Source organism: Streptomyces sp. Je 1-332, assembly GCF_040730185.1.
Taxonomy (GTDB): domain Bacteria; phylum Actinomycetota; class Actinomycetes; order Streptomycetales; family Streptomycetaceae; genus Streptomyces.
Genome location: NZ_CP160402.1, coordinates 3421156 through 3442062, shown reverse-complemented (window position 1 = coordinate 3442062; position 20907 = coordinate 3421156). Strand labels below are relative to the sequence as shown.

16 protein-coding genes are annotated in these 20907 nt (G+C 70.6%); 10 read left to right on the top strand and 6 right to left on the bottom strand.

What is annotated here, in order from left to right; genetic code table 11:
- Positions 1 to 11: 11 nt before the first annotated feature.
- The 5 genes from ABXJ52_RS15460 to ABXJ52_RS15440 form a co-directional block, all read right to left on the bottom strand.
- Positions 12 to 863: a DMT family transporter gene (locus ABXJ52_RS15460; protein WP_367042791.1), complete on the bottom strand. Its 852-nt coding sequence runs from the start codon at positions 861 to 863 to the stop codon at positions 12 to 14.
- Positions 860 to 1357, bottom strand: coding sequence for a YbaK/EbsC family protein (locus tag ABXJ52_RS15455; protein WP_367042789.1), 498 nt, complete (start codon positions 1355 to 1357; stop codon positions 860 to 862). Before ABXJ52_RS15455 ends, ABXJ52_RS15460 begins: the two co-directional genes overlap by 4 nt.
- A gap of 82 nt (positions 1358 to 1439) precedes the next feature.
- Positions 1440 to 3026 carry a penicillin-binding transpeptidase domain-containing protein gene (locus ABXJ52_RS15450; RefSeq protein ID WP_367049082.1) on the bottom strand — a complete coding sequence of 529 codons (1587 nt, stop codon included), beginning with the start codon at positions 3024 to 3026 and terminating at the stop codon, positions 1440 to 1442.
- Between the two features lie 379 nt (positions 3027 to 3405).
- Positions 3406 to 5037 carry a penicillin-binding transpeptidase domain-containing protein gene (locus ABXJ52_RS15445; protein ID WP_367042787.1) on the bottom strand — a complete coding sequence of 544 codons (1632 nt, stop codon included), beginning with the start codon at positions 5035 to 5037 and terminating at the stop codon, positions 3406 to 3408.
- Positions 5038 to 5170: 133 nt separating this feature from the next.
- Positions 5171 to 6919: a phospholipid carrier-dependent glycosyltransferase gene (locus ABXJ52_RS15440; RefSeq protein ID WP_367042784.1), complete on the bottom strand. Its 1749-nt coding sequence runs from the start codon at positions 6917 to 6919 to the stop codon at positions 5171 to 5173.
- A 159-nt stretch (positions 6920 to 7078) separates the two neighbouring features.
- Between ABXJ52_RS15440 and rsmI the strand changes: the two genes are divergently transcribed.
- The 7 genes from rsmI to ABXJ52_RS15405 all read left to right on the top strand — a co-directional run bounded on the left by rsmI (position 7079) and on the right by ABXJ52_RS15405 (position 14341).
- Positions 7079 to 7924 carry a 16S rRNA (cytidine(1402)-2'-O)-methyltransferase gene (gene rsmI, locus ABXJ52_RS15435; protein WP_367049080.1) on the top strand — a complete coding sequence of 282 codons (846 nt, stop codon included), beginning with the start codon at positions 7079 to 7081 and terminating at the stop codon, positions 7922 to 7924.
- A gap of 190 nt (positions 7925 to 8114) precedes the next feature.
- Positions 8115 to 8543 carry a hypothetical protein gene (locus ABXJ52_RS15430; protein ID WP_367042782.1) on the top strand — a complete coding sequence of 143 codons (429 nt, stop codon included), beginning with the start codon at positions 8115 to 8117 and terminating at the stop codon, positions 8541 to 8543.
- A 24-nt stretch (positions 8544 to 8567) separates the two neighbouring features.
- Positions 8568 to 9500 (top strand): TatD family hydrolase, encoded by a 933-nt coding sequence (locus ABXJ52_RS15425; protein WP_367042780.1) that lies wholly within the window; start codon positions 8568 to 8570, stop codon positions 9498 to 9500.
- A 142-nt stretch (positions 9501 to 9642) separates the two neighbouring features.
- Positions 9643 to 11004, top strand: coding sequence for a ubiquitin-like domain-containing protein (locus ABXJ52_RS15420; protein WP_367042777.1), 1362 nt, complete (start codon positions 9643 to 9645; stop codon positions 11002 to 11004).
- 166 nt (positions 11005 to 11170) lie between these two features.
- Positions 11171 to 12040: a 16S rRNA (adenine(1518)-N(6)/adenine(1519)-N(6))-dimethyltransferase RsmA gene (rsmA, locus tag ABXJ52_RS15415; RefSeq protein WP_367042775.1), complete on the top strand. Its 870-nt coding sequence runs from the start codon at positions 11171 to 11173 to the stop codon at positions 12038 to 12040.
- Positions 12037 to 12930 (top strand): 4-(cytidine 5'-diphospho)-2-C-methyl-D-erythritol kinase, encoded by an 894-nt coding sequence (locus ABXJ52_RS15410; protein WP_367042773.1) that lies wholly within the window; start codon positions 12037 to 12039, stop codon positions 12928 to 12930. Before rsmA ends, ABXJ52_RS15410 begins: the two co-directional genes overlap by 4 nt.
- A 76-nt stretch (positions 12931 to 13006) precedes the next feature.
- The gene (locus ABXJ52_RS15405; RefSeq protein WP_367042771.1) at positions 13007 to 14341 is read left to right on the top strand and encodes an acyltransferase; all 1335 of its coding nucleotides are present in this window, start codon (positions 13007 to 13009) and stop codon (positions 14339 to 14341) included.
- On the opposite strand, the gene ABXJ52_RS15400 is transcribed toward ABXJ52_RS15405, so the two are convergent.
- Positions 14319 to 14909: a Uma2 family endonuclease gene (locus ABXJ52_RS15400; RefSeq protein WP_367049078.1), complete on the bottom strand. Its 591-nt coding sequence runs from the start codon at positions 14907 to 14909 to the stop codon at positions 14319 to 14321. The genes ABXJ52_RS15405 and ABXJ52_RS15400 overlap by 23 nt on opposite strands.
- A gap of 167 nt (positions 14910 to 15076) precedes the next feature.
- On the opposite strand from ABXJ52_RS15400, the gene ABXJ52_RS15395 reads away from it, so the two are divergent.
- From ABXJ52_RS15395 to ABXJ52_RS15385, 3 genes are all read left to right on the top strand, one after another.
- Positions 15077 to 16912 carry an ABC-F family ATP-binding cassette domain-containing protein gene (locus ABXJ52_RS15395; protein ID WP_367042769.1) on the top strand — a complete coding sequence of 612 codons (1836 nt, stop codon included), beginning with the start codon at positions 15077 to 15079 and terminating at the stop codon, positions 16910 to 16912.
- A 146-nt stretch (positions 16913 to 17058) separates the two neighbouring features.
- Positions 17059 to 18912 (top strand): PQQ-binding-like beta-propeller repeat protein, encoded by a 1854-nt coding sequence (locus tag ABXJ52_RS15390; RefSeq protein ID WP_367042768.1) that lies wholly within the window; start codon positions 17059 to 17061, stop codon positions 18910 to 18912.
- Between the two features lie 97 nt (positions 18913 to 19009).
- Positions 19010 to 20884 (top strand): PQQ-binding-like beta-propeller repeat protein, encoded by a 1875-nt coding sequence (locus ABXJ52_RS15385; protein ID WP_367042766.1) that lies wholly within the window; start codon positions 19010 to 19012, stop codon positions 20882 to 20884.
- Positions 20885 to 20907 lie beyond the last annotated feature (23 nt).

The following is a 20907-nucleotide window of genomic DNA, read 5'->3' as shown; positions in this document are numbered from 1 at the left end:
CGGCCGCCCCCTCACCCCGCGTGCAGCATCAGCCCGATCCCCACCACCATCAGACCCGCCGCCGCCAGCCTCGGCGCTCCGAACTTCTCCTTGAAGAAGATCGCGCCTATCGCCGCGCCCACGATGATCGACGACTCGCGGAGTGCCGAGATGGGCGCCAGGTCCGCCTTCGTCTGGGCCCACAGGACCAGGCCGTACGCCGCCACGGAGAGGGCCGCCCCCAGTAGGCCCACCGCCGCGAACGGGCGCAGGCGGGGCACGAAAGCCCCGCGCCAGCGGTACGCCGCGTACACCGGGATCGCCAACCCCTCCAGGATCATCAGCCACGCGATGTAGCCCATGGAGGAGCCGGAGGCCCGTACGCCGAGTCCGTCCACCACCGTGTACGCCGCGATCGAGACACCCGTCGCGAGCGCCGCGCCGATCGCCGCCCAGTCGGGGCGGCGGCCCGTGCCGCGTATGCCCCAGAGCGCCAACCCCGTCAGGCCCGCGCAGGAGACCGCGACGCCCGCCGCCTGCCAGCCGTCCGGGATCTCGCCCGCGAAGACAGCCGCGAGGACCGTGACCACCAGGGGCGCCGTGCCGCGGGCGATCGGGTACGCCTGGCCGAAGTCGCCCAGCTTGAACGACTTCATGAGCAGGGCGTAATAGCCGACGTGGATCAGGGCCGAGACGATCAGGTACGGCCATGCGCCTGCCGCCGGTATCGCCGCGAACGGGGCTATGAGCAGGCCGATCAGCAGGCCGCCGCCCGAGATCAGCGTGAAGCCGACCAGCTTGTCCGTGATGTGGTGCGCGATCGCGTTCCAGCTCGCGTGCGTGACGGCGGCAAGCAGGACCGCCGCCGTGACCAGCGGCGTCACTTGGCGAGCTCGCGCACGTCCACCAGGGTGCCGTTCGCGTGGGAGATCAGGGTTTTGGGCGCCATGGGGAAGACCGCGTACGGGGTGCCCGCCGCCGCCCACACCACCTCGTGGTCGAGGAGGGAGCGGTCCGCGAGGACCCGGGTCCTCGTCGCGTGGCCGAAAGGCGGTACGCCGCCGATCGCGTAACCCGTGGTCTCCCGGACGACGTCCGCCTTCGCGCGCGTCACCTTCGCCGCGCACAGCTCCCACCGTACGAGCTCCAGGTCGACCCGCGAGGCGCCGTCCATCAGGACCAGGACCGGGACGCCGTCCGCCGCGAAGATCAGTGACTTGCAGATCTGGCTCAGCTCGCAGCCGATGGCGGCGGCGGCCTCCTGGGCGGTGCGGGTCGCCTCCGGGAAGCGGCGGACCTCGCTGACCAGGTCAGCGAGGCCCAGCTCGGTCAGGGCCGCGGCGAAACGGGGGTGGGCGGGGGACTCTGTAGCGCTCATGCCCGGCACGCTAGCGGTCCGTGTACCGGGCACGCGACCGTGTATCCGTATAGCGGACGGTCCCGCCCCCGGACATGATCGACTACTTGTCCGCCAGGAACATCGCCCGCGCCAGCGGGCCCGCCGAGTCACCGCCGTGGCCGCCCTCCTGCACCACCGCTCCCGCCGCCAGATCACCGCGGTACGCCGTGAACCAGCCGTTGGGCTTCTTCTGGCCGTCGACCTCCGCGGAGCCCGTCTTCGCGCCCATGTCGGAGCCGAGGCCCGACATCGGTTTCACGGCCGTTCCCGCCACCGCCGTGTAGTGCATCAGGTCGCGCAGCGCCGAAGCCGTCGCGCCCGACACCTTGCGGGGCGCCGTCGCGAGCGTGCGCTTGTCGAGCTCGGGCGAGACCAGGTACGGCTGCTTGAACGTGCCCGACTTCACCGTGGCCGCCACCGACGCCATGTTCAGTGGGCTCATCCGCACCCCGCCCTGGCCGATGAGCGAGGCGCCCATCTGCGCGTCGCTCTGGACGGGGATCGCGCCGTCGAAGGACGGGACCCCGATCGACCAGTTGTCGCGGCCGAGCCCGAAGACCTCCTGCGCCTGCTTGGTCAGGGAGTCGTCCTGCAGCTTCTCGGCCTGGCTGATGAAGGCCGTGTTGCAGGAGCGGGCGAAGCTCGCGCGGAACGTGCCGTCCTTGATCTCGAACTTGTCGTCGTTCTGGAACTTCCAGCCGCCGTACGTCACGTACTTCGGGCAGGGGTGCTTCTTGTCCACTCCCGCGAGCTTCTTCTCCAGGAGAAGCGATGATGTGACGACCTTCATCGTCGACCCCGGGGCCAGCGAGCCCTGGAACGCGATGTTGAAGCCGGTCGGGTTCGAGTTGGCCGCCGCCAGGATCTCGCCCGTGCTCGGCTTCACCAGGACGACCGAGGCCTGCTTGCGCTTGCCGGTCTCCTTCTCCGCCGCCGCCTGGAGCGAGGCGTCGAAGGTGGTCTTCAGGGTGCCGGGAGTGCCGGGGGAGAGCGTGAGCAGCGTCTTGTCGGGCGTCGCCTTCGCGTCGTCCTTCGTCGTCGCCGACTTCTCGGCGTCCTTCGCGCTGTCCTTGCGCACGACGCGCAGCTCCACGCCCGCCTTGCCGCCGGCCTTGTCGCCGTACTTCTCGCGCAGGCTGTCGAGGACCGTGCCGAGCGAGGGGTACTTCGCCGCCGTCAGCTCGCCGCCGTCCCGGTCCACCGCCTTGATCGGCGGGTCCCCGGCCTCGCCGGTCACCAGGCGGTCGCCGTCCTTCAGGTCCGGGTGGACGACGGAGGGCTGCCAGCCGACCAGCGTCTTGCCGTCGTGCTTCCGTCGGACGACGGTCAGCTCGGACTCGTACGCGAACGGCTTGTTCGTTCCCTCGTACGAGACCGTCGAGGTGACCGAGAACGGCATCTTCGCGCCCGCCCGCTTGCCCGGCGTCAGCTTCACCTTCGTGAGGTGGGCGTCCTTGGCGTACGCGGTCAGGGCGGTCTTCGCCGCCGTCCGGTCGTCCGTGAGCGCCGCGGCCCTCGCCACGTCGCCCTTCTCCCACGCGGCGAGGAAGTCCTGCGTGGTGGCCCGGACCTCGGCGGCCGTCGGCGGACCCGCGGCCACCGGCTTCTCGTCCACCGACGGTCCACCGTCGCCGCCGGACCCGCCCATCAGGCTGTACGCGGCGATGCCCACGCCGCACACCACCACGGCCGCGGCTCCGCCGAGCACACCGGGGTGCACCTTGGCGCTCCTTGTGGCCGGACCACCCGGGACGCCCGGCCCACCCGGGACGCCCGGCCCACCCGGGACGCCCGGCCCACCCGGGACGCCCGGACCGCCCGGCCCACCCGGACCGCCTGAAGCCCCCGGGGTACCCGGAGCACCCGAAGTGCCCGGTCTGCCCGTGATGTTCCTGATGCCCTTGCGCTCGCTGGCGCGCCCTCGCTTGCCCACTGACCCTCCGCAGATCCCAGACCACAGAGCCCCCAAGCCCTGCACCGGAAGGCCCAACACTAGGGGGCTTTCATGAAGCCCCCGACCAATCACCTCAACTGCCTGCGGCAAGCACCGCCGCCACGATAGGGCCGGCCGTGTCCCCTCCGTGGCCGCCCTCCTGGGCCACCGCCGCGGCCGCCACGTCACCGCGGTATCCGGTGAACCAGCTGTTGGGCTTCTCCTGACCGTAGACCTCGGCCGATCCCGTCTTCGCGCCGATGCTGCCGCTGAGCCCGGACATGGCGCGGGCGCCGGTGCCGCTGACCGCCGTGCGGTTCATCATCTGGCGCAGCTGCTGCACCGTGGACGCGGGAAGGCCGCGTGCCTGGGCCAGCTGACGGTCGTCGAGGCCCGGATCCACGATGACCGGCTGCCGGAAGGCTCCCGTCATCGCGGTCGCCGTGACCGACGCCATGTTGAGCGGGTTCATCTGCACCTTGCCCTGGCCGATGATGGCCTCGGCGCGCTCGCCGCCCGCGGTCGCGGGGACGGTGCCGTCCTGCGTGGGGATGCCGACCTTCCAGTCGAGACCGAGGCCGAAGCCGTCCCGGGCCTCCTCGGTGAGGGAGTCGTCCGTGATGCCGTCCTCGTCGACCAGCTTCACGAACGCGGTGTTGCAGGAGCGCGCGAAGCTGTCCGCCAGGGTCGCGTTCTCGTTCGGGGCCAGGCCCGGGAGATTGTCTATGCGCCGGCCCTGCCAGACCGCGGAGTCCGGGCAGGGCGCCGGGCCGCTCGCCTTCGTCACGCCCTTGTCGATGAGCATCGCCGCCGAGATGACCTTCATCGTCGAGCCGGGGGCCAGCTTGCCCTGGAACGCCGCGTTGAACTCGTCCTGCCGGTGGTTGGCGACCGCGAGGACCTCGCCGGAGCTCGGCTGCACGGCGACCACCGAGGAGTTCGCGTGCTGCGCCACCGCCTTCTCCGCGGCTCGCTGCGCGGGCGCGCTCAGCGTCGTCCTCAGCTGCCCCGCCTTGCCCTTGGCGAGCGTGAGGAGCGTCTCGGTGGCCGCGGCCTCGTCCGCGTGCTGGACGTAGAGCTCGACGCCGGGGGTGCCGCCCGCCTTGTCGCCGTACTTCGCGCGCAGTTGGTCCAGGACCGGGCCCAGCGAGGGGTAGTCCTTCTTGTCCAGGACCTGACCGTGCCGGTCGACGGCCTCGATGGGGGGCGTGGCTGCCTCACCGGTGGCCAGGGTGTCGTCCCGCTTCAGGTCGGGGTGGACGACCGAGGGGTACCAGTCGACGAGCGCGCTGCCCGAGGTCTTGCCGCGGACGACGGTCAGTTCGGAGTCGTACGCGAACGGCTTGGTCTTCCCCTTGTACGAGAGCGTGGCCTCGACCGAGAACGGCACGGTCGTGCCCGCGGCCCTGCCCGGCGTGATCTTCACCTTCGTCAGGTGGGCGTCCTCGCGGTAGCCGGTCAGGACCCGCGAGGCCACTTCCGCGTTGTTCGTGTAGTGCGAGGCCTCCTCGGCGTCGCCCTTGGCCCACGCGCCGAAGAACTTCTCCGTCGTGTCGGCGATCTCGCCGCTCGTCGGCGGCCCCGTCTTCACCGTCTCGGGCCCCGACGCCGACGAACCGCCGCCCCCCGTCACGCCGTTCACCAGGTTGTACGCGCCGTACCCCGCGCCCCCGACCATGACGGCGAACACTCCACCGACCAGAGTGATCTTCACCCCTTTGTGCATGCCGCGTCCCCTCCCCAGGAGCCTTCCCGAAAGAATTCGGGAAGGTTGCTCGCCGGCAACGATAAGTGGCGCGGGGGAGGTACGAGGCTGCCGTTATCCGAAGGTGTCCAAGGTGTGCACTACACGCACCTGGCTATACCCACGTATCCAGGAGCATTCGGGCCCGCCAGGAGTCGATCGGAATGGCCTGGCCGGTGTAAATGGGCCAGAACCAGATGAAGTTCCACAGGATCAGCAGGACCAGGACGCCCGAGGCCGCCGCCCCCACGACCCGCCGCCGCTCACTGGACCCCGGCGGACCGAGAATCGCGCCGATCATCATCGCCACGGCCAGGCACAGGAACGGCACGAAGACGACCGCGTAGAAGAAGAAGATCGTCCGCTCCTGGTACATGAACCACGGCAGATAACCCGCCGCGATCCCGCACACGATCGCGCCCGCGCGCCAGTCCCTGCGGAACACCCAGCGCCACAGCATGTAGAGGAGCGCGAAGGCGCCGGCCCACCACAGCATCGGAGTGCCGAGCGCGAGGACCTCGCGGGCGCACTTCTCCGCGGTGTCGGAGGGGCAGCCGTCCTTGCCGGGCAGCGGCGACTCGTAGAAGTACGAGACGGGGCGGCCGTCGACGATCCAGCTCCACGGGTTCGACTGGTAGGTGTGGGGCGAGGAGAGCCCCACATGGAAGTCGTAGACCGCGTGTTCGTAGTGCCACAGGCTGCGCAGCCAGTCGGGCAGGAACGTCCAGGAGCCGCCCTTGCCGTCCGTGGCCGCCCAGTTGCGGTAGTAGCCGCCGGTGCCGTCGGTCGGGGAGAGGATCCAGCCCAGCCAGGACAGGACGTACACGCCGATCGCGACCGGCACCGTCGAGACGAACGCCGGGAACACGTCCCGCTTCAGGACCGCGCGGTAGGGTCGCTCGGCGCCCGCGACGCGGCGGGCGCCCACGTCCCACAGGACGGTCATCAAGCAGAAGAAGACCATGATGTACAGGCCGTTCCACTTGGTCCCGAAGGCGAGACCCAGGCACAGACCGGCCGCCCAGCGCCAAGGACGCCACCCCAGGCGCAGTGTCTCGGCGACGTACACGTCGGGGCGGACCCGGCCGTCCTCGTCGGCCGGCAGCCCCGCAGCGAGCCGCTCCCGCGCCTTGTCCCGGTCGATCAGGAAGCAGCCGAACGCGGCGAGCACGAAGAACATCAGGACCTGGTCGAGCAGCGCCGTGCGGCTCATCACGAAGTGCAGCCCGTCCACCGCGAGCAGCGCGCCCGCCAGACAGCCCAGGAACGTCGAGCGGAAGAGCCGCCGGCCGATCCGGCACAGCATCAGGACCGACAGGGTGCCGAGCACCGCCGTCATGAAGCGCCAGCCGAAGGGATCGAAGCCGAAGAGCCACTCGCCGACGCCGATGACGTACTTGCCGACCGGCGGATGCACCACGTACGCGGCGTCCGTGGGGATCGTGAGGCCCGAACCCTGCTGCAGGACCGTGTCGTTGACCTTCTCGGGCCAGTTGACCTCGAAGCCCCGGTGGATCAGTGCCCAGGCGTCCTTGGCGTAGTACGTCTCGTCGAATATCACGGCCTTCGGGCTGCCGAGATTCCAGAACCGCGTGAGCCCCGCGACGAGCGTGATCAGCAGCGGGCCGATCCAGCCCGACCACCGGACCAGTTGGCCGGCGTAACTCTTCGGCATGCCGAGCGACGCCCACAGGCGTGGGCCCGGTTCGGCGTACGCGGGCACGAGCCGGGCCCGGACATCCGCCGTGGGCTCGGTGGGCCGCGCCACATAACCGAAGCGGCGCAGCCTGTGCTGCCACGACGGCTGCTGCTCCTCGGCTGCCTGGCCCTGGCGGGTGTCCGGGGAAGACGCGGTACTGGTCACCGCGCCATCGTAGGGAACCCGACTGTGTGAGTCCCGCGCCCCGGCCCCTGCGAGGATGGAACCGTGACAGGAAGCGCAGATTCTCCCGACAGCCGGCCGCCCGGAAACCCGCCCCCCGGAAACCCGTCCGCCGGGACCCTCGTCCTCGCGGGCACGCCCATCGGCGATGTCGCGGACGCGCCGCCGCGGCTCGCGGCCGAGCTGGAGTCGGCCGATGTGGTGGCCGCCGAGGACACCCGGCGGCTGCGCAGGCTCACCCAGGCGCTCGGCGTGCAGGTGGGCGGACGGGTCGTCTCGTACTTCGAGGGCAACGAGAGCGCACGCACGCCCGATCTGGTCGAGGCCCTGGCCGGCGGCGCGCGGGTGCTGCTCGTGACGGACGCCGGGATGCCTTCGGTGTCCGACCCCGGGTACCGCCTCGTCGCCGCGGCCGTGGAGAAGGACATCCGGGTCACGGCCTTGCCGGGCCCGTCCGCGGTGCTCACCGCGCTCGCGCTCTCGGGGCTCCCGGTGGACCGCTTCTGCTTCGAGGGCTTCCTGCCGCGCAAGGCGGGCGAGCGGCTCTCGCGGCTGCGCGAGGTGGCCGACGACCGGCGCACGCTCGTCTACTTCGAGGCACCGCACCGTATCGACGACACCCTCGTCGCGATGGCCGAGGCGTTCGGCGACGAGCGCAGGGCCGCGGTCTGCCGCGAGCTGACCAAGACGTACGAAGAGGTCAAGCGGGGTTCGCTGAAGGAACTCGCCGAGTGGGCGGCCGACGGCGTACGCGGTGAGATCACCGTCGTCGTCGAGGGCGCACCGGAGAAGAGCCCCGGCGACCTGGGCCCGGACGAGCTGGTGCGCAGGGTGCGGGTGCGCGAGGAGGCGGGGGAGCGACGCAAGGAGGCGATCGCCGCCGTCGCGGCCGAAGCGGGGCTGCCCAAGCGCGAGGTCTTCGATGCGGTCGTGGCGGCAAAGAATGCGGCTCGGGCCGTCCCATCGGACGGCAAAGGACTATCGTGAAAGGCAAAGTGCGAGCCGCGCACCAGGCCTGAAGGCTAAGGAAAGGCCAAATCGGCTTCAACTGTCGACAGGTCTGATGCGCTCGCTCCGGGAAAGGCGTCCACTGGTCGAAGGGACGCACCCGTCCCCACGCTTCCGGCCGGGGGAAGCCCGTCCGGCAGCGCTTGTCCAGCGGACAAGAGGAGCTGGCATGAGTGAGATCGCCGACACGGGTCACCACACCACGGCGTCCACCGCGATAGACACCGTCCACGAGTCGTACGCCTTCGCCTGCATGAGGTGCGGGCACGGCTGGGAGCAGTCGTACGACATCGAGCATCACGTGGACGGCAAGGGCAAGGAATTCGTGATGTACATGGCCGACGGCCGGCATGTGCCGTCGCCCCTGACCCGGCCGACGTGCGTGAACTGCGGCGGGCATGTCGTACGGATCATGCGGGCGGGGCAGGTGTCGTCGGTGCTCGATCTGCTGCAGCGGCATCACACCCCCAAGGCGGTGGCCGCGGACGACGCGGCGGCGGGGGCGGGGGCGGAGGAGACGAAGCCCCGCGAGCCCAAGCAGCACCACTGGCATCTGTCGGCTCTGCTGCATCCCTTCCACCACCGCAAGGCGGGCTGACGCCCGCTTCGTAGGATCGGGGGTATGCCTTCCACCTCCACCTCCACCTCCAAGGACGCCGGCGGCACGAGTGCCGACGGCAAGAACGCCGACACCAAGAACGCCGCGCCGCCGCTGCCCGAAGCCCTTCGGGTGGCGGTCGCCGACTCGCACACCCACCTCGACATGCAGTCGGGAACGGTGGAGGAGGGGCTCGCCAAGGCCGCCGCGGTCGGTGTGACGACGGTCGTGCAGGTGGGTTGTGACGTGGCGGGTTCGCGCTGGGCCGCGGAGACGGCCGCCGCGCACGGGAGCGTGCACGCCACCGTCGCCCTGCATCCCAACGAGGCGCCGCGCATCGTGCACGGCGATCCCGACGGGTGGTCCCGGCAGGGGGCTCGCGAGGCGGGCGGCGACGGGGCGCTGGACGCCGCGCTCGCCGAGATCGCCGAGCTGGCGGCGCTGCCGCAGGTCAAGGGCGTGGGCGAGACCGGGCTCGACTACTTCCGCACGGGACCGGAGGGCAAGGCCGCCCAGGAGCGGTCCTTCCGCGCCCACATCGAGATCGCCAAGCGGCACGGCAAGGCCTTGGTCATCCACGATCGCGAGGCCCATGAAGATGTGCTGCGGATCCTGAAGGAGGAGGGGGCTCCGGAGCGCACCGTCTTCCACTGTTACTCGGGCGACGCGGCGATGGCCCAAGTCTGCGCGGAACACGGGTACTTCATGTCCTTCGCGGGCAACGTGACGTTCAAGAACGCGCAGGGTCTGCGGGACGCGCTGGCGGTGGCGCCCCTCGAACTGGTCCTCGTGGAGACGGACGCGCCCTTCCTCACGCCCGCTCCCTACCGCGGACGGCCTAACGCGCCGTATCTCATTCCGGTCACATTGCGGGCCATGGCCGAGGTGCGGGGGATCGGCGAGGACGCCATGGCCGAGGCGATCTCGGTCAATACGGCGCGCGCATTTGATTACTGACCGATAACGCCCGTGGCCTGGTGATTCCGGGCCGCGCCGCGACACTGCGTAGCCGTCCTGCTTTGGAGAGTGACGGTCGCTCCGCTAGGTTCTGGTCCGCCTCGCCCGATCCGGACCAGAACGAGAACGCTGGAGCGTCGTCGTGAGTCATGCGCCGCAGTCGCCGTCGCCTTCGCCGCAGTACGCGACGTCTTACGAGACGTTGTACGGGGGCGGCACGACCTATGAGCCGGAGCCGGAGCGGGATCCGGAGCCGGAGCTGGGGGCGGAGCCGGAGTTCTTTCCCCTGCAGGCCACCGTGATCCTCCCCGGCGGGGGGCGGGCCGAGGCGCGGCGGGCGGCCCGGCGGAAGAAGGCGAAGCCGCGGCCGGGACCGCGGCCGCAGGGCCCCTCCGAGGTGCCCGAGCGGGCCGAGCGGCCGGATACGTTGCGGCGGCTGTTGCCGCAGGCGCTGGTCGTCGCCTTTCTCGCGGGCGGCACCTCGGCCTTCGTCGCCAACGACAAGGCCGTGCGGCTGAGCGTCGACGGCGAGTCGCGGACCCTGCACACCTTCGCGGACGACGTGGGGGAGCTGCTGGAGGACGAGGGCGTGGACTTCGGCGCGCACGACATCGTGGCGCCCGCCGCGGGCGCGGCGCTGGCCAGCGGTGACGAGATCGCCGTCCGCTACGGCCGGCCGGTCAAGCTCACCCTCGACGGGCAGCGGCGCGAGGTGTGGACGACGGCCCGCACGGTAGACGGGGCGCTGCGGCAGCTCGGGGTGCGGGCCGAGGGTGCCTATCTGTCGACGTCGCGGAGCAAGCGGATCGAGCGGGACGGCCTCGATCTCGACGTACGGACCGAGCGCACGGTGACGATCATGGCGGACGGCCGTGAGCGGACCATCCGTACGAACGCGGCGACGGTGCGGGAAGCGGTCGAGGAGTCCGGGATCAGCCTGCACGGCCAGGACACCACCTCCGTCCCGCCCGGCAGCTTCCCGCGCGACGGCCAGACGGTCACCGTCATGCGGATCTCCGGGCGGAAGGAGGTGCGGGAGGAGCCGATTCCGTTCGACGTACGGCGGACGGACGATCCGTCGCTGTTCGCCGGTACGGAGGTCGTGGAGCGGCAGGGGCACCAGGGGACGCGGCGGGTCACGTACGCGCTGCGGACGGTCAACGGCGTCAAGCAGAAGCCGCGGCGGCTGCGGTCGGAGATTGTGCGGGAGCCGCAGACGCGGATCGTGAAGGTCGGTACGAAGCAGCGTCCGAACTCGGTCGCGGGCGCGGAGGGTCTGAACTGGGGCTCGCTGGCACACTGCGAGTCGGGCGGCCGCCCGAACGCGGTGGACCCGTCGGGGACGTACGGGGGCCTGTACCAGTTCGACACCCGAACCTGGCAGGGCCTCGGCGGCACGGGCCGCCCGCAGGACGCGTCATCGGAGGAACAGACGTACCGCGCGAAGAAGCTGTACGTACAGCGGGGAGCCAGCCCTTGGCCGCATTGCGGGGGGCGGTTGTAAGGGGCGGAAGAGCTTGTTAGTCCGGGGGGGATGCGGGGCAATCGGGCGGGTGGGCGGGAAAGGCTTGTTCGGGGAGGGGGTGCTGCGGGGTTCGGCAGTGGTGGGGGCCCAGGGGCCAGGGCTGGCAGTGGCGGGGCCCAGGGGCCGGGGCCCGTAACCTGTGGGGGTGAGTAACAGTGAGACCGGGGTTCTGCTCGGCGCAGCCGATATCCGCGAGCTGGCAGCCGCCCTCGGCGTACGCCCGACCAAGCAACGCGGCCAGAACTTCGTCATCGACGCCAACACCGTCCGCCGCATCGTCCGCACCGCGGAAGTCGGCCCCGAGGACGTGGTCGTCGAGGTCGGCCCCGGCCTCGGCTCGCTGACACTGGCCCTGCTGGACACCGCGGACCGCGTCGTCGCGGTCGAGATCGACGACGTCCTCGCGGGCGCGCTGCCGGCGACCATCGGAGCCCGCCTCCCCGCGAAGGCGGACTCCTTCGCGCTGGTGCACAGTGACGCCATGCTCGTACGCGAGCTGCCGGGCCCCGCCCCGACCGCGCTGGTCGCCAACCTTCCGTACAACGTCGCCGTGCCGGTCCTGCTGCACATGCTCGACACCTTCCCCACCATCGAGCGCACGCTCGTGATGGTGCAGGCCGAGGTCGCCGACCGCCTCGCCGCGGCGCCGGGCTCGAAGGTGTACGGCGTGCCGTCCGTGAAGGCGAACTGGTACGCCGACGTGAAGCGCGCCGGTTCCATCGGGCGCAACGTCTTCTGGCCCGCGCCGAACGTCGACTCGGGCCTGGTGTCCCTGGTGCGGCGCGCCGAGCCCGTCAAGACCACCGCTTCGAAGAAGGAAGTCTTCGCCGTCGTCGACGCGGCCTTCGCCCAGCGCCGCAAGACCCTGCGCGCCGCCCTCGCCGGGTGGGCGGGCTCGGCGGCAGCGGCCGAGGCGGCCCTCGTCGCCGCCGGAGTCTCGCCGCAGGCGCGCGGTGAGGCCCTGACGGTGGAGGAGTTCGCGCGGATCGCCGAGCACAAGGGAGCCGCTTCGTGAGTGACAGCGTGACCGTCCGCGTTCCCGCGAAGGTCAATGTCCAGTTGGCGGTGGGTGCCGCGCGCGCGGACGGATTTCACGACCTCGCCAACGTCTTTCTCGCGGTCGGGCTGTACGACGAGGTCACCGTGACGCCCGCCGAGCAGCTGCGCGTGACATGCTCCGGGCCCGGCTCCGACCAAGTGCCCCTGGACCGCACGAACTTGGCAGCGCGAGCCGCCGAGCTCCTTGCCGCACGCCATGGACGTACGGCCGACGTGCACATCCACATCGCCAAGGACATCCCCGTCGCGGGCGGCATGGCCGGCGGCAGCGCGGACGGCGCGGGCGCGCTCCTGGCGTGTGACGCGCTGTGGGGGGCCGAGGCCTCGCGCGACGAACTCCTCGACATCTGCGCCGAGTTGGGAAGCGACGTGCCGTTCAGCCTGGTGGGCGGGGCGGCGCTCGGCACGGGGCGCGGCGAGAAGCTGGAGATCCTGGAGGTCGGCGGAAACTTCCACTGGGTGTTCGCGGTGGCCGACGGCGGGCTCTCCACCCCCGCGGTCTACCGCGAGTTCGACCGGCTCACCCCCGACGCCCCCGCTCCGGAGGCGTCGGCGGGGTTGCTCGACGCTCTGCGCAGAGGGGATGCCGAGGCCCTCGCCGGCGCCGTATCCAACGACCTTCAGCCCGCCGCCCTGTCCCTCTTCCCCTCGCTCGCCGACACCCTCGCCGCGGGCACGGACGCGGGAGCCCTGGCCGCGCTCGTCTCCGGATCCGGGCCCACGACGGCGTTCCTCGCCGCGGACGCGGAGTCCGCGCGACGGGTCGCCGAAGCGCTCTCGGCCTCCGGCACCTGCCGCACCGCGCGGGTCGCGGACTCACCGGCGCCCGGCGCCACGCTGCTCTAGGCGCGCGGGTACTCAGGCGCGGATCTGAGTACGTTCGCGCTGACGCCGGGCCCGCGGCGCGCGCGACCGTACGTACATGGGATCAAGCGTTCGCGAACTGGCCGAGCAGACGCCCACCGGGCGCGACCGGTACATCGACCTGCTGCGGGTCGCCTCGCTCGGCACGGTCGTCGTCGGCCACTGGCTGATGGCGGCGGTGACCGTCGGGGACGACGGCCGCACCGACGTCGGCAACCTCCTCGCCGTCGTGCCCGACCTGCAACTGCTCACCTGGGCACTGCAGATCATGCCGGTGTTCTTCTTCGTCGGCGGCTTCTCGCACGCGCTGTCGTACCGCTCCCTGAGCCGGAAGGCTCCCGGGCTTTCCGTCTACTCGGCGTTCCTGCGGGCACGGCTGCAGCGGCTGCTGCGGCCGACGATGGTGTTCATAGGCGTGTGGGGAGCCGCCGCGCTCCTAGTCCAACTCCTGGGCGAGCGTGGCGCGTTGCTGGATGTGACGCTGCGGCTCGTGGCCCAGCCGCTGTGGTTCATCGGCATCTACCTCGCGATGGTGGCCTTCACACCGCCGCTGCTGAGGCTGCACGAGCGGTACGGCTGGGGCGCGTTCGGGGGACTCGTGCTCGCCGCGGGCGCGGTGGACGTGGCGCGCTTCGCCTTCGGCGTCCCGTACGTGGAGTTCCTGAACTTCGCCTTCGTATGGCTCGCCGTGCATCAGCTCGGTTTCCTGCGGGCGGACGGCAGGCTGCGGATGCCCGCGGCGATGGCCGGGGCCGGCCTCGCGGGAGCCGCGGCCCTGGTCGCCTTCGGCCCGTATCCCCTCTCCATGGTGGGCATGCCCGGCGAACGCGTCTCGAACATGGCGCCGCCGACCTTCGCCCTGCTCTGCCACGGGATCTGGCTGGTGGGAGCGGTGGAGCTGCTGCGCGGGCCGGCTACGCGGTGGCTGGCGCGGCCCCGGGTGTGGCGGGGCGTGGTGGCGGCGAACGGGGTCTCGATGACGGCGTTCCTGTGGCACCTGACGGCGATGCTCGGGGTGTACGGGGTGCTGATCGCGGCGGACGTGCCGTTGCCGGAGCCTGCGACGGGGGAGTGGTGGACGCAGGTTCCGCTGCGGATGGCGGCCGCGATGATGCTCACCGCTCTGCTGGTCGCCGCCTTCCGCCGCTTCGAGAAGCCGGTCACGGCAAGGGAGTTGACGCAGGCGCCGGGCGCGGGCCCGGCAGCCGCCGTGGGCGTCACACTCTGCCTCTTCGGGGTGCTCGGGCTCTCGATGGTCGGGTTCGGGGGGCTTCTGGAAGGGCGTACGGCGATGCTGATCGCGGTGCGGGTGACGGCGCCGGTGGCGGTGGGGATGGCGCTGGTGGGGTGGCTGCTTGTGGAGCGGGCGCCTACAGCTCGTCGATGGCGGTGAGGTCGATGTCGATGTCGAACGGGACGCTGAGCTTGAGGTGGTCGTGGTGGATACCGGTCAAGGCGTACGTGCCGGAGGCCTGCCCCAACTCATAGACCTGGATGACCGGGTAGTCGTCCGGGCCCGCCGCCTCGACCAGCCAGTAGTGGCGAATGCCCGCGGAGGCGTATTTCTGGAACTTGGTCGTGCGATCACGTGACTCGGACTCGGGGGACACCACTTCGATGGCCAGTACGACGTCTGGGCCCTGGAAGTGCGTCTGCATCCGTCCAGTCTTGGCACTGGCTCTGATGACAGAGACGTCCGGTTCAGGGCCGTTGCGCTTGTCCAATACCACCGTCATCTCGCGCACGACTCCCAGTTCCGGCGGCGCGGTGCGGCGCAGTCCCGCCACCAGCAGGTCGATCGCGGCGAAGTGGAAGTAGCGCTGGGGACTCACGAGGATCAGGCTCCCGTCGATCAACTCCGTGTGCGGCGGGAGATCGGGCAGCGTGAGCAGGTCGTCCACGGTGTAACCGTCACGCGGGGGCAACGCCCAGCGATGCTGCTCAACGGACTCGGCGGTCATGGTTCCTCCCATGGACGGGATTCTTCGGCCAGCGACTCCACGGTAGCCGCCGGTTCACGGCATCGTCATCACAAAGAGTGATCGCCCCCGCACTCCGGAGCCCGAGAAGGACGCCCCGGCCGGGCGACTACGCTGGAGGTCGATCGATCCCCTTCCCTGGAGCGTTAATGGCCGTCAACCTGGTCAATGTCGAGGCAGTCAGCAAGGTGTACGGCACCCGTGCCCTGCTCGACGGTGTCTCCCTCGGCGTGTCCGAGGGAGACCGGATCGGCGTCGTGGGGCGCAACGGAGACGGCAAGACGACCCTCATCCGGATGCTCGCCAAGCTGGAGGAGGCGGACACCGGACGGGTCACGCACAACGGCGGGCTTCAGCTCGGCGTGCTCACCCAGCATGACTCCCTCGACCCCGAGGCCACCGTGCGGCACGAGGTCATCGGTGACCTCGCCGACCACGAGTGGGCGGGCAGCGCCAAGATCCGGGACGTGCTGACCGGGCTTTTCGGCGGGCTCGACATGCCTGGTTTCCCGCAGGGGCTCGACACCGTCATCGGGCCGCTCTCCGGTGGCGAGCGGCGCCGTATCGCGCTCGCGAAGCTGCTCATCGGCGAGCCCGACCTGATCGTGCTCGACGAGCCGACCAACCACCTGGACGTCGAGGGCATCGCCTGGCTGGCCGAGCACCTGCGCACGCGGCGCTCGGCGCTCGTCTGCGTCACGCACGACCGCTGGTTCCTCGACCAGGTGTGCACGCGCATGTGGGACGTACAGAGCGGGTCCGTCTACGAGTACGAGGGCGGGTACTCCGACTACGTCTTCGCGCGCGCCGAGCGTGAGCGCATCGCGGCCACCGAGGAGACCAAGCGCAAGAACCTGATGCGCAAGGAGCTCGCCTGGCTGCGGCGCGGCGCACCCGCCCGCACCAGCAAGCCCCGGTACCGCATCGAGGCCGCCAACGAACTCATCGCCGACGTGCCGCCGCCCCGGGACAGCAGTGAGCTGATGAAGTTCGCCACCACCCGGCTCGGCAAGACAGTTTTCGATCTTGAGGACGTGACCGTCCAGGCCGGGCCCAAGGTGCTGCTCAAGCACCTGACCTGGCAGCTCGGCCCCGGCGACCGCATCGGCCTGGTGGGGGTCAACGGCGCGGGCAAGACCTCGCTCCTGCGCGCGATGGCGCAGGCGCAGCGCTCCGACGGCGACGTACAGCCCGAGGCGGGGCGTGTGGTCGTCGGCAAGACCGTGAAGCTGGCCTACCTTTCGCAGGAAGTCGCCGAACTCTCCCCGACGCTGCGGGTGTTGCAGGCCGTGCAGCAGGTGCGCGAGCGGGTCGACCTCGGCAAGGGCCGGGAGATGACCGCGGGGCAGCTCTGCGAGACGTTCGGCTTCAACAAGGAGAAGCAGTGGACGCCCGTCGGTGACCTGTCCGGTGGTGAGCGGCGGCGGCTCCAGCTGCTTCGCCTCCTGATGGACGAGCCGAACGTCCTCTTCCTCGACGAGCCGACGAACGACCTCGACATCGAGACGCTGACCCAGCTCGAGGACGTCCTCGACAGCTGGCCGGGGTCCATGGTCGTGATCTCCCACGACCGGTTCTTCCTGGAGCGCACCACCGACAAGGTCTTCGCGCTGCTCGGCGACGCCACGATGCGCATGCTGCCGCGCGGCATCGACGAGTACCTGGAACGGCGCAAGCGGATGGCGGCCGCGGGCGCGCCCGCGGCTCCGCTCGCCTCGTCCTCCGGGGCCTCCGGATCCTCCGCGCCGGCCGCCCCGCAGAAGACCGTCTCCTCCGCCGACGCCCGCGCCGCGAAGAAGGAACTGCAGAAGATCGAGCGGCAGCTGGACAAGATGTCCACGAAGGAGACGTGGCTGCACGCCCAAATCGCCGATAACGCCACCGACTTCGAAAAGGTGGCGAAACTGGACGCCGAGTTGCGCGAACTCGTGAGCGAGCGCGACGAGTTGGAGATGCGCTGGCTGGAGCTCGCGGAGAGCGCGTAGAGGTCTCGTAACGGACGCATCACGGGCCGGTCCTCCCTTGGGAACAGGGGGCGGACCGGTCAGTCGTGCCCGGCGCTCAGGGTGATAGAAAGGTCGGCCTGAGCACCACTTGGCGTGCCGAAAAATCAGTGAAGGGGGAAGCGCTGATGACTCAGCCGCCCAACCAGCCGCCGTCCGGCGGTTTCGGAGCTCCGCAGGATCCACGGCAGGGAGCCGCTCCGCAGCCACCGGGCCAGCCACCGCAGATGCCCGGCTCGCCGCCGGCCCCGCCGTCGGGAGCCCCGCAGACCCCGCCCGCGCCCCAGCCCGGTTACGGATACCCGCAGACTCCGCCCGCACCCCAGCCGGGTTACGGCTACCCGCAGCAGCCGGGGCAGCCGGGACCGTACAACCAGCCCGGACCTTACGGCCAGCCCACGCAGCCCGGTCAGCCGGGTCCCTACGGCCAGCCCACGCAGCCGGGCCCCTACGCCCAGCAGCCCCAGTACGGCTACCCGCAGCAGCAGTTCCCGCCCCCCGGCGTGCCGGGCACCCATCCGCCCGGCGTCGGCGGTGGCGGCGGCAAGAACCCCTTCAAGGGCAAGCCCGGTCTGATCGTGGCGGCCGTGGCCGCGGCCGCGCTCGTCATCGGCGGCGTCACCTGGGCGGTCGTCGGCGGTGACGACGGCGGCGGCAAGAAGAAGTCCGCCGCCGGCAAGAGCGACGACCCCAAGGCGAGCGCGTCGGCGCCGGCCAACCCGGGCGACGGCGAGGGCGACGGGCAGGGCGAGAAGGAGGACCTCAACGCGGGCCGCCAGCCCGGTGAGGCGAAGGTGCTCTTCTACAAGGAAGCGCCCAAGGTGCCCGGTTCGGGCGCCGACGCCAACGGCATGTGGGTCCACGGTGACATCGCCGTCAAGGCGGCGTACAAGGAGCTCACCGCCTACAACGTCAAGACGGGCGAACAGGCCTGGCCCACGGTCAAGTTGCCGCAGAAGATCTGTGGCACGACCCCGCAGGTCACGGACGACAACAAGATCGCCGTCGCCTACAAGGACGGGCAGAAGGACGACGCCAAGTGCAGCCAGGTCCGGATCATCGATCTGGAGACCGGCGGCAAGGGCTGGACGAAGACGGTCGAGGAGGAGGGTCTTTTCGACATGTCCCTCAACGTCGACCTCTCCATCACCGGTGAGACGCTGATGGTCGGCCGCTCCCAGTCCGGCACGGCGCTGCGGATCAGTGACGGCAAGGAGCTCTTCGTCTCCGAGAAGAAGGACGAGGGCGCCTGCTTCCCCAGCGGCTTCACCGGCGGGAAGAAGATCCTCCGCGCCCTGTCGTGCGGCGCGGGCTCCTCCACGGAGCACGACGAGCTCGAGCAGATCGACCCCAAGACCGGCAAGGTCGTGTGGACGAAGAAGTTCCCCAAGGGCTGGCAGATCGGCCGGATCTACTCCGAGAGCCCGACGATCGTCTACCTCACCAACGAGGACAAGAAGCAGTGGAACATCACCACGCTGAAGCCCAACAGCAGCGCCACCCGCTCTGAGGTCGGCGTCGACGAGAAGTTCGCGCCGGAGTGCGGCAGTTCGTCGTTCCTCGGCGGCAGCCTCCAGGGCTGCCTGGGCGCGACGACCGACGACAAGAACCTCTACCTGCCGACCGAGGCGACCTCCGGGGCCAACGAGGTCGTGGCGATCAGCCTCGCCACCGGCAAGGAGGCCTGGCGCGTGAAGTCGCCGCTGGAGGAATCGATGCTGCCGATGAAGGTGGACGGCGATTCGCTCATCGCCTACGTCAGCCCGTCGTACGACTCCGGCGGTCAGGTCGTCTCGATCCCGCTCTCGGGTTCGCACAAGCCGAAGACGCTCCTGAAGAACCCCGAGGGGACCGCTGAGATCGAGAGCGGCTTCTACTCGAAGGACGTCGACTACGTGGACGGTCGCTTCTACATCTCCACGACGCGGCTCTCGGGCAGCGCAAAGGGCCAGGAGAAGCTGATGCTGGCCTACGGCAAGTGATCTTCTCCGCAGGGCAGGCGCCCGCCCCCTTCTCCGTGCAGGCGCCCGCGCCCTCCTCGTCGCTCAGTTCATCTCTCGTCCCCAAGGAATCGACGTCATGACCCAGCCGCCCCAGCCGCCCAACGAGCCCCCGCAGGGCGGGTTCGGCGCACCGCAGGACCTGCCGCCCGGCGGTTTCGGCAAGGCCCCCGAGCCGAACAACCCGTCGTACGGCTACCCGCAGACCCCGCCGCCCGCGCAGCCGCCCGCCCAGCCGCAGACGCCGCCCGCGCAGCCGCCCGCACCGCCGCAGGGCCAGCCCAACTACGGCTACCCGCAGGCCCCCGGCACACCGCCCCCCGGCCAGCCCCAGGGCTACGGCTACCCGGGCCAGCCGACGCAGCCGTACGGCCAGCCGCCGACGCAGCCGTACGGCCAGCCGCCGACGCAGCCGTACGGCCAGCAGGCCCCGTACGGCGCCTACCAGCAGCCCGGCACGATGCCGATGGCCCCGCAGGCGGGCGTCCCCGGCGGCTCGGGCGGTTCGAAGCTCAGCGGTCAGATGAAGATCATCATCGGTGCGGTCGTCGCGATCGCCCTGATCGTCGGCGGCGGTGTCTTCGTCGCCTCGACGCAGAAGGACGACACCGAGGCGAGCTCCGGAGGCTCGACCGGTGGCGGCAAGGGCGGCGACGAGGAGGGCAAGGGCGGCGGCGAGCAGGGCCCGAGCGGCCCCGGCAAGGAGAAGGTGCCGGCCAACACCAGCGCCACCGTCTCCATGCAGCTCCCGCAGCCCGAGGTTCCCAAGGACGACGTCTGGAGCATCAAGGGCTCCTGGCTCACCGAGGACGTCTACGCCAAGGCGGGCGTCAACGAGATCGTCGGGTACGACCCCTCCGACGGCAAGGAGCTGTGGACGCTGCCACTGAAGGGCCAGACGTGCGCGGGCTCGCGCGAGGTCACCAAGGACGGCATCGTCGCGGTCGCCTACGAGGACGGCAAGCGGACCAAGAAGGGTGACCACAAGACCTGTTCGCAGATCTCCGCGGTCGACCTGAAGGACGGCAGGAAGCTCTGGACGGAGACCATCGAGGAGGGCAGCATGGATGCCCGCGTCGAGGAGGTCACCATCAGCGGCAGCACCGTCGCGGCCGGTTCCAGCGCAGGCGGCGCGGCCTTCGACCTCACGTCGGGCGACCACCTCTGGGAGCCCGACCCCAGCGAGGAGTGCCAGGACGAGGGCTACGCGGGCGGCGAGCAGCTCGTCGCCGTCCAGAAGTGCGGTGACTACGACGACGAGAAGCTGAAGGTTCAGCTCCTCGACGCCAAGACCGGCGACTCGAAGTGGACGTACCCGGTGACGCCGGGCGTCGACAACGCCAAGATCATCTCGACGCGCCCCGTCGTCTTCGGCCAGGACACCCAGGAGATCACCGCGAGCGGCGTCACGGACGTCTTCTCGCTCGACGACAAGGGCGATCTCCGCGCCAAGATCTCGCTGCCCGACGGCAAGTACGACCACGACTGCGAGGTCAACGTCGTCTACGCCTGCACCTCGCTGGCCGTGGGCAACGACAAGCTCTACATCCCCACCCGCCAGCACGACGGCGGCGGCAGCGAGTACAGCCAGACGAACGAGATCATCGCGTTCTCGCTGGCCACCGGCAAGACCACGGGTGACCGTGCCGACGCGGGTGAGGACGGCGAGATGTTCCCGATCCGCATGGACGGCGGCAACGTCCTCGCGTACAAGGACGCCGGCTACGACAAGGGCGCCCAGGTCGTCTCCCTCAACGGCAAGACGATGAAGGAGACCAAGCTTCTGGAGACCCCGGCGGCCGAGTCCGTCGGCAGCGCCATCAGCGGCATGGTGCCGAAATCGAACGAACTCCTATACACCGACGGCATGTTGTACCTCGGCAGGGAGCTGATCAGCAAGCCGTACTCGAAGGACGAGAAGGAGTACACGGCGTTGGGCTTCGTCGCCAAGTAGCCCTTCTGATCCCCGCGTACGCA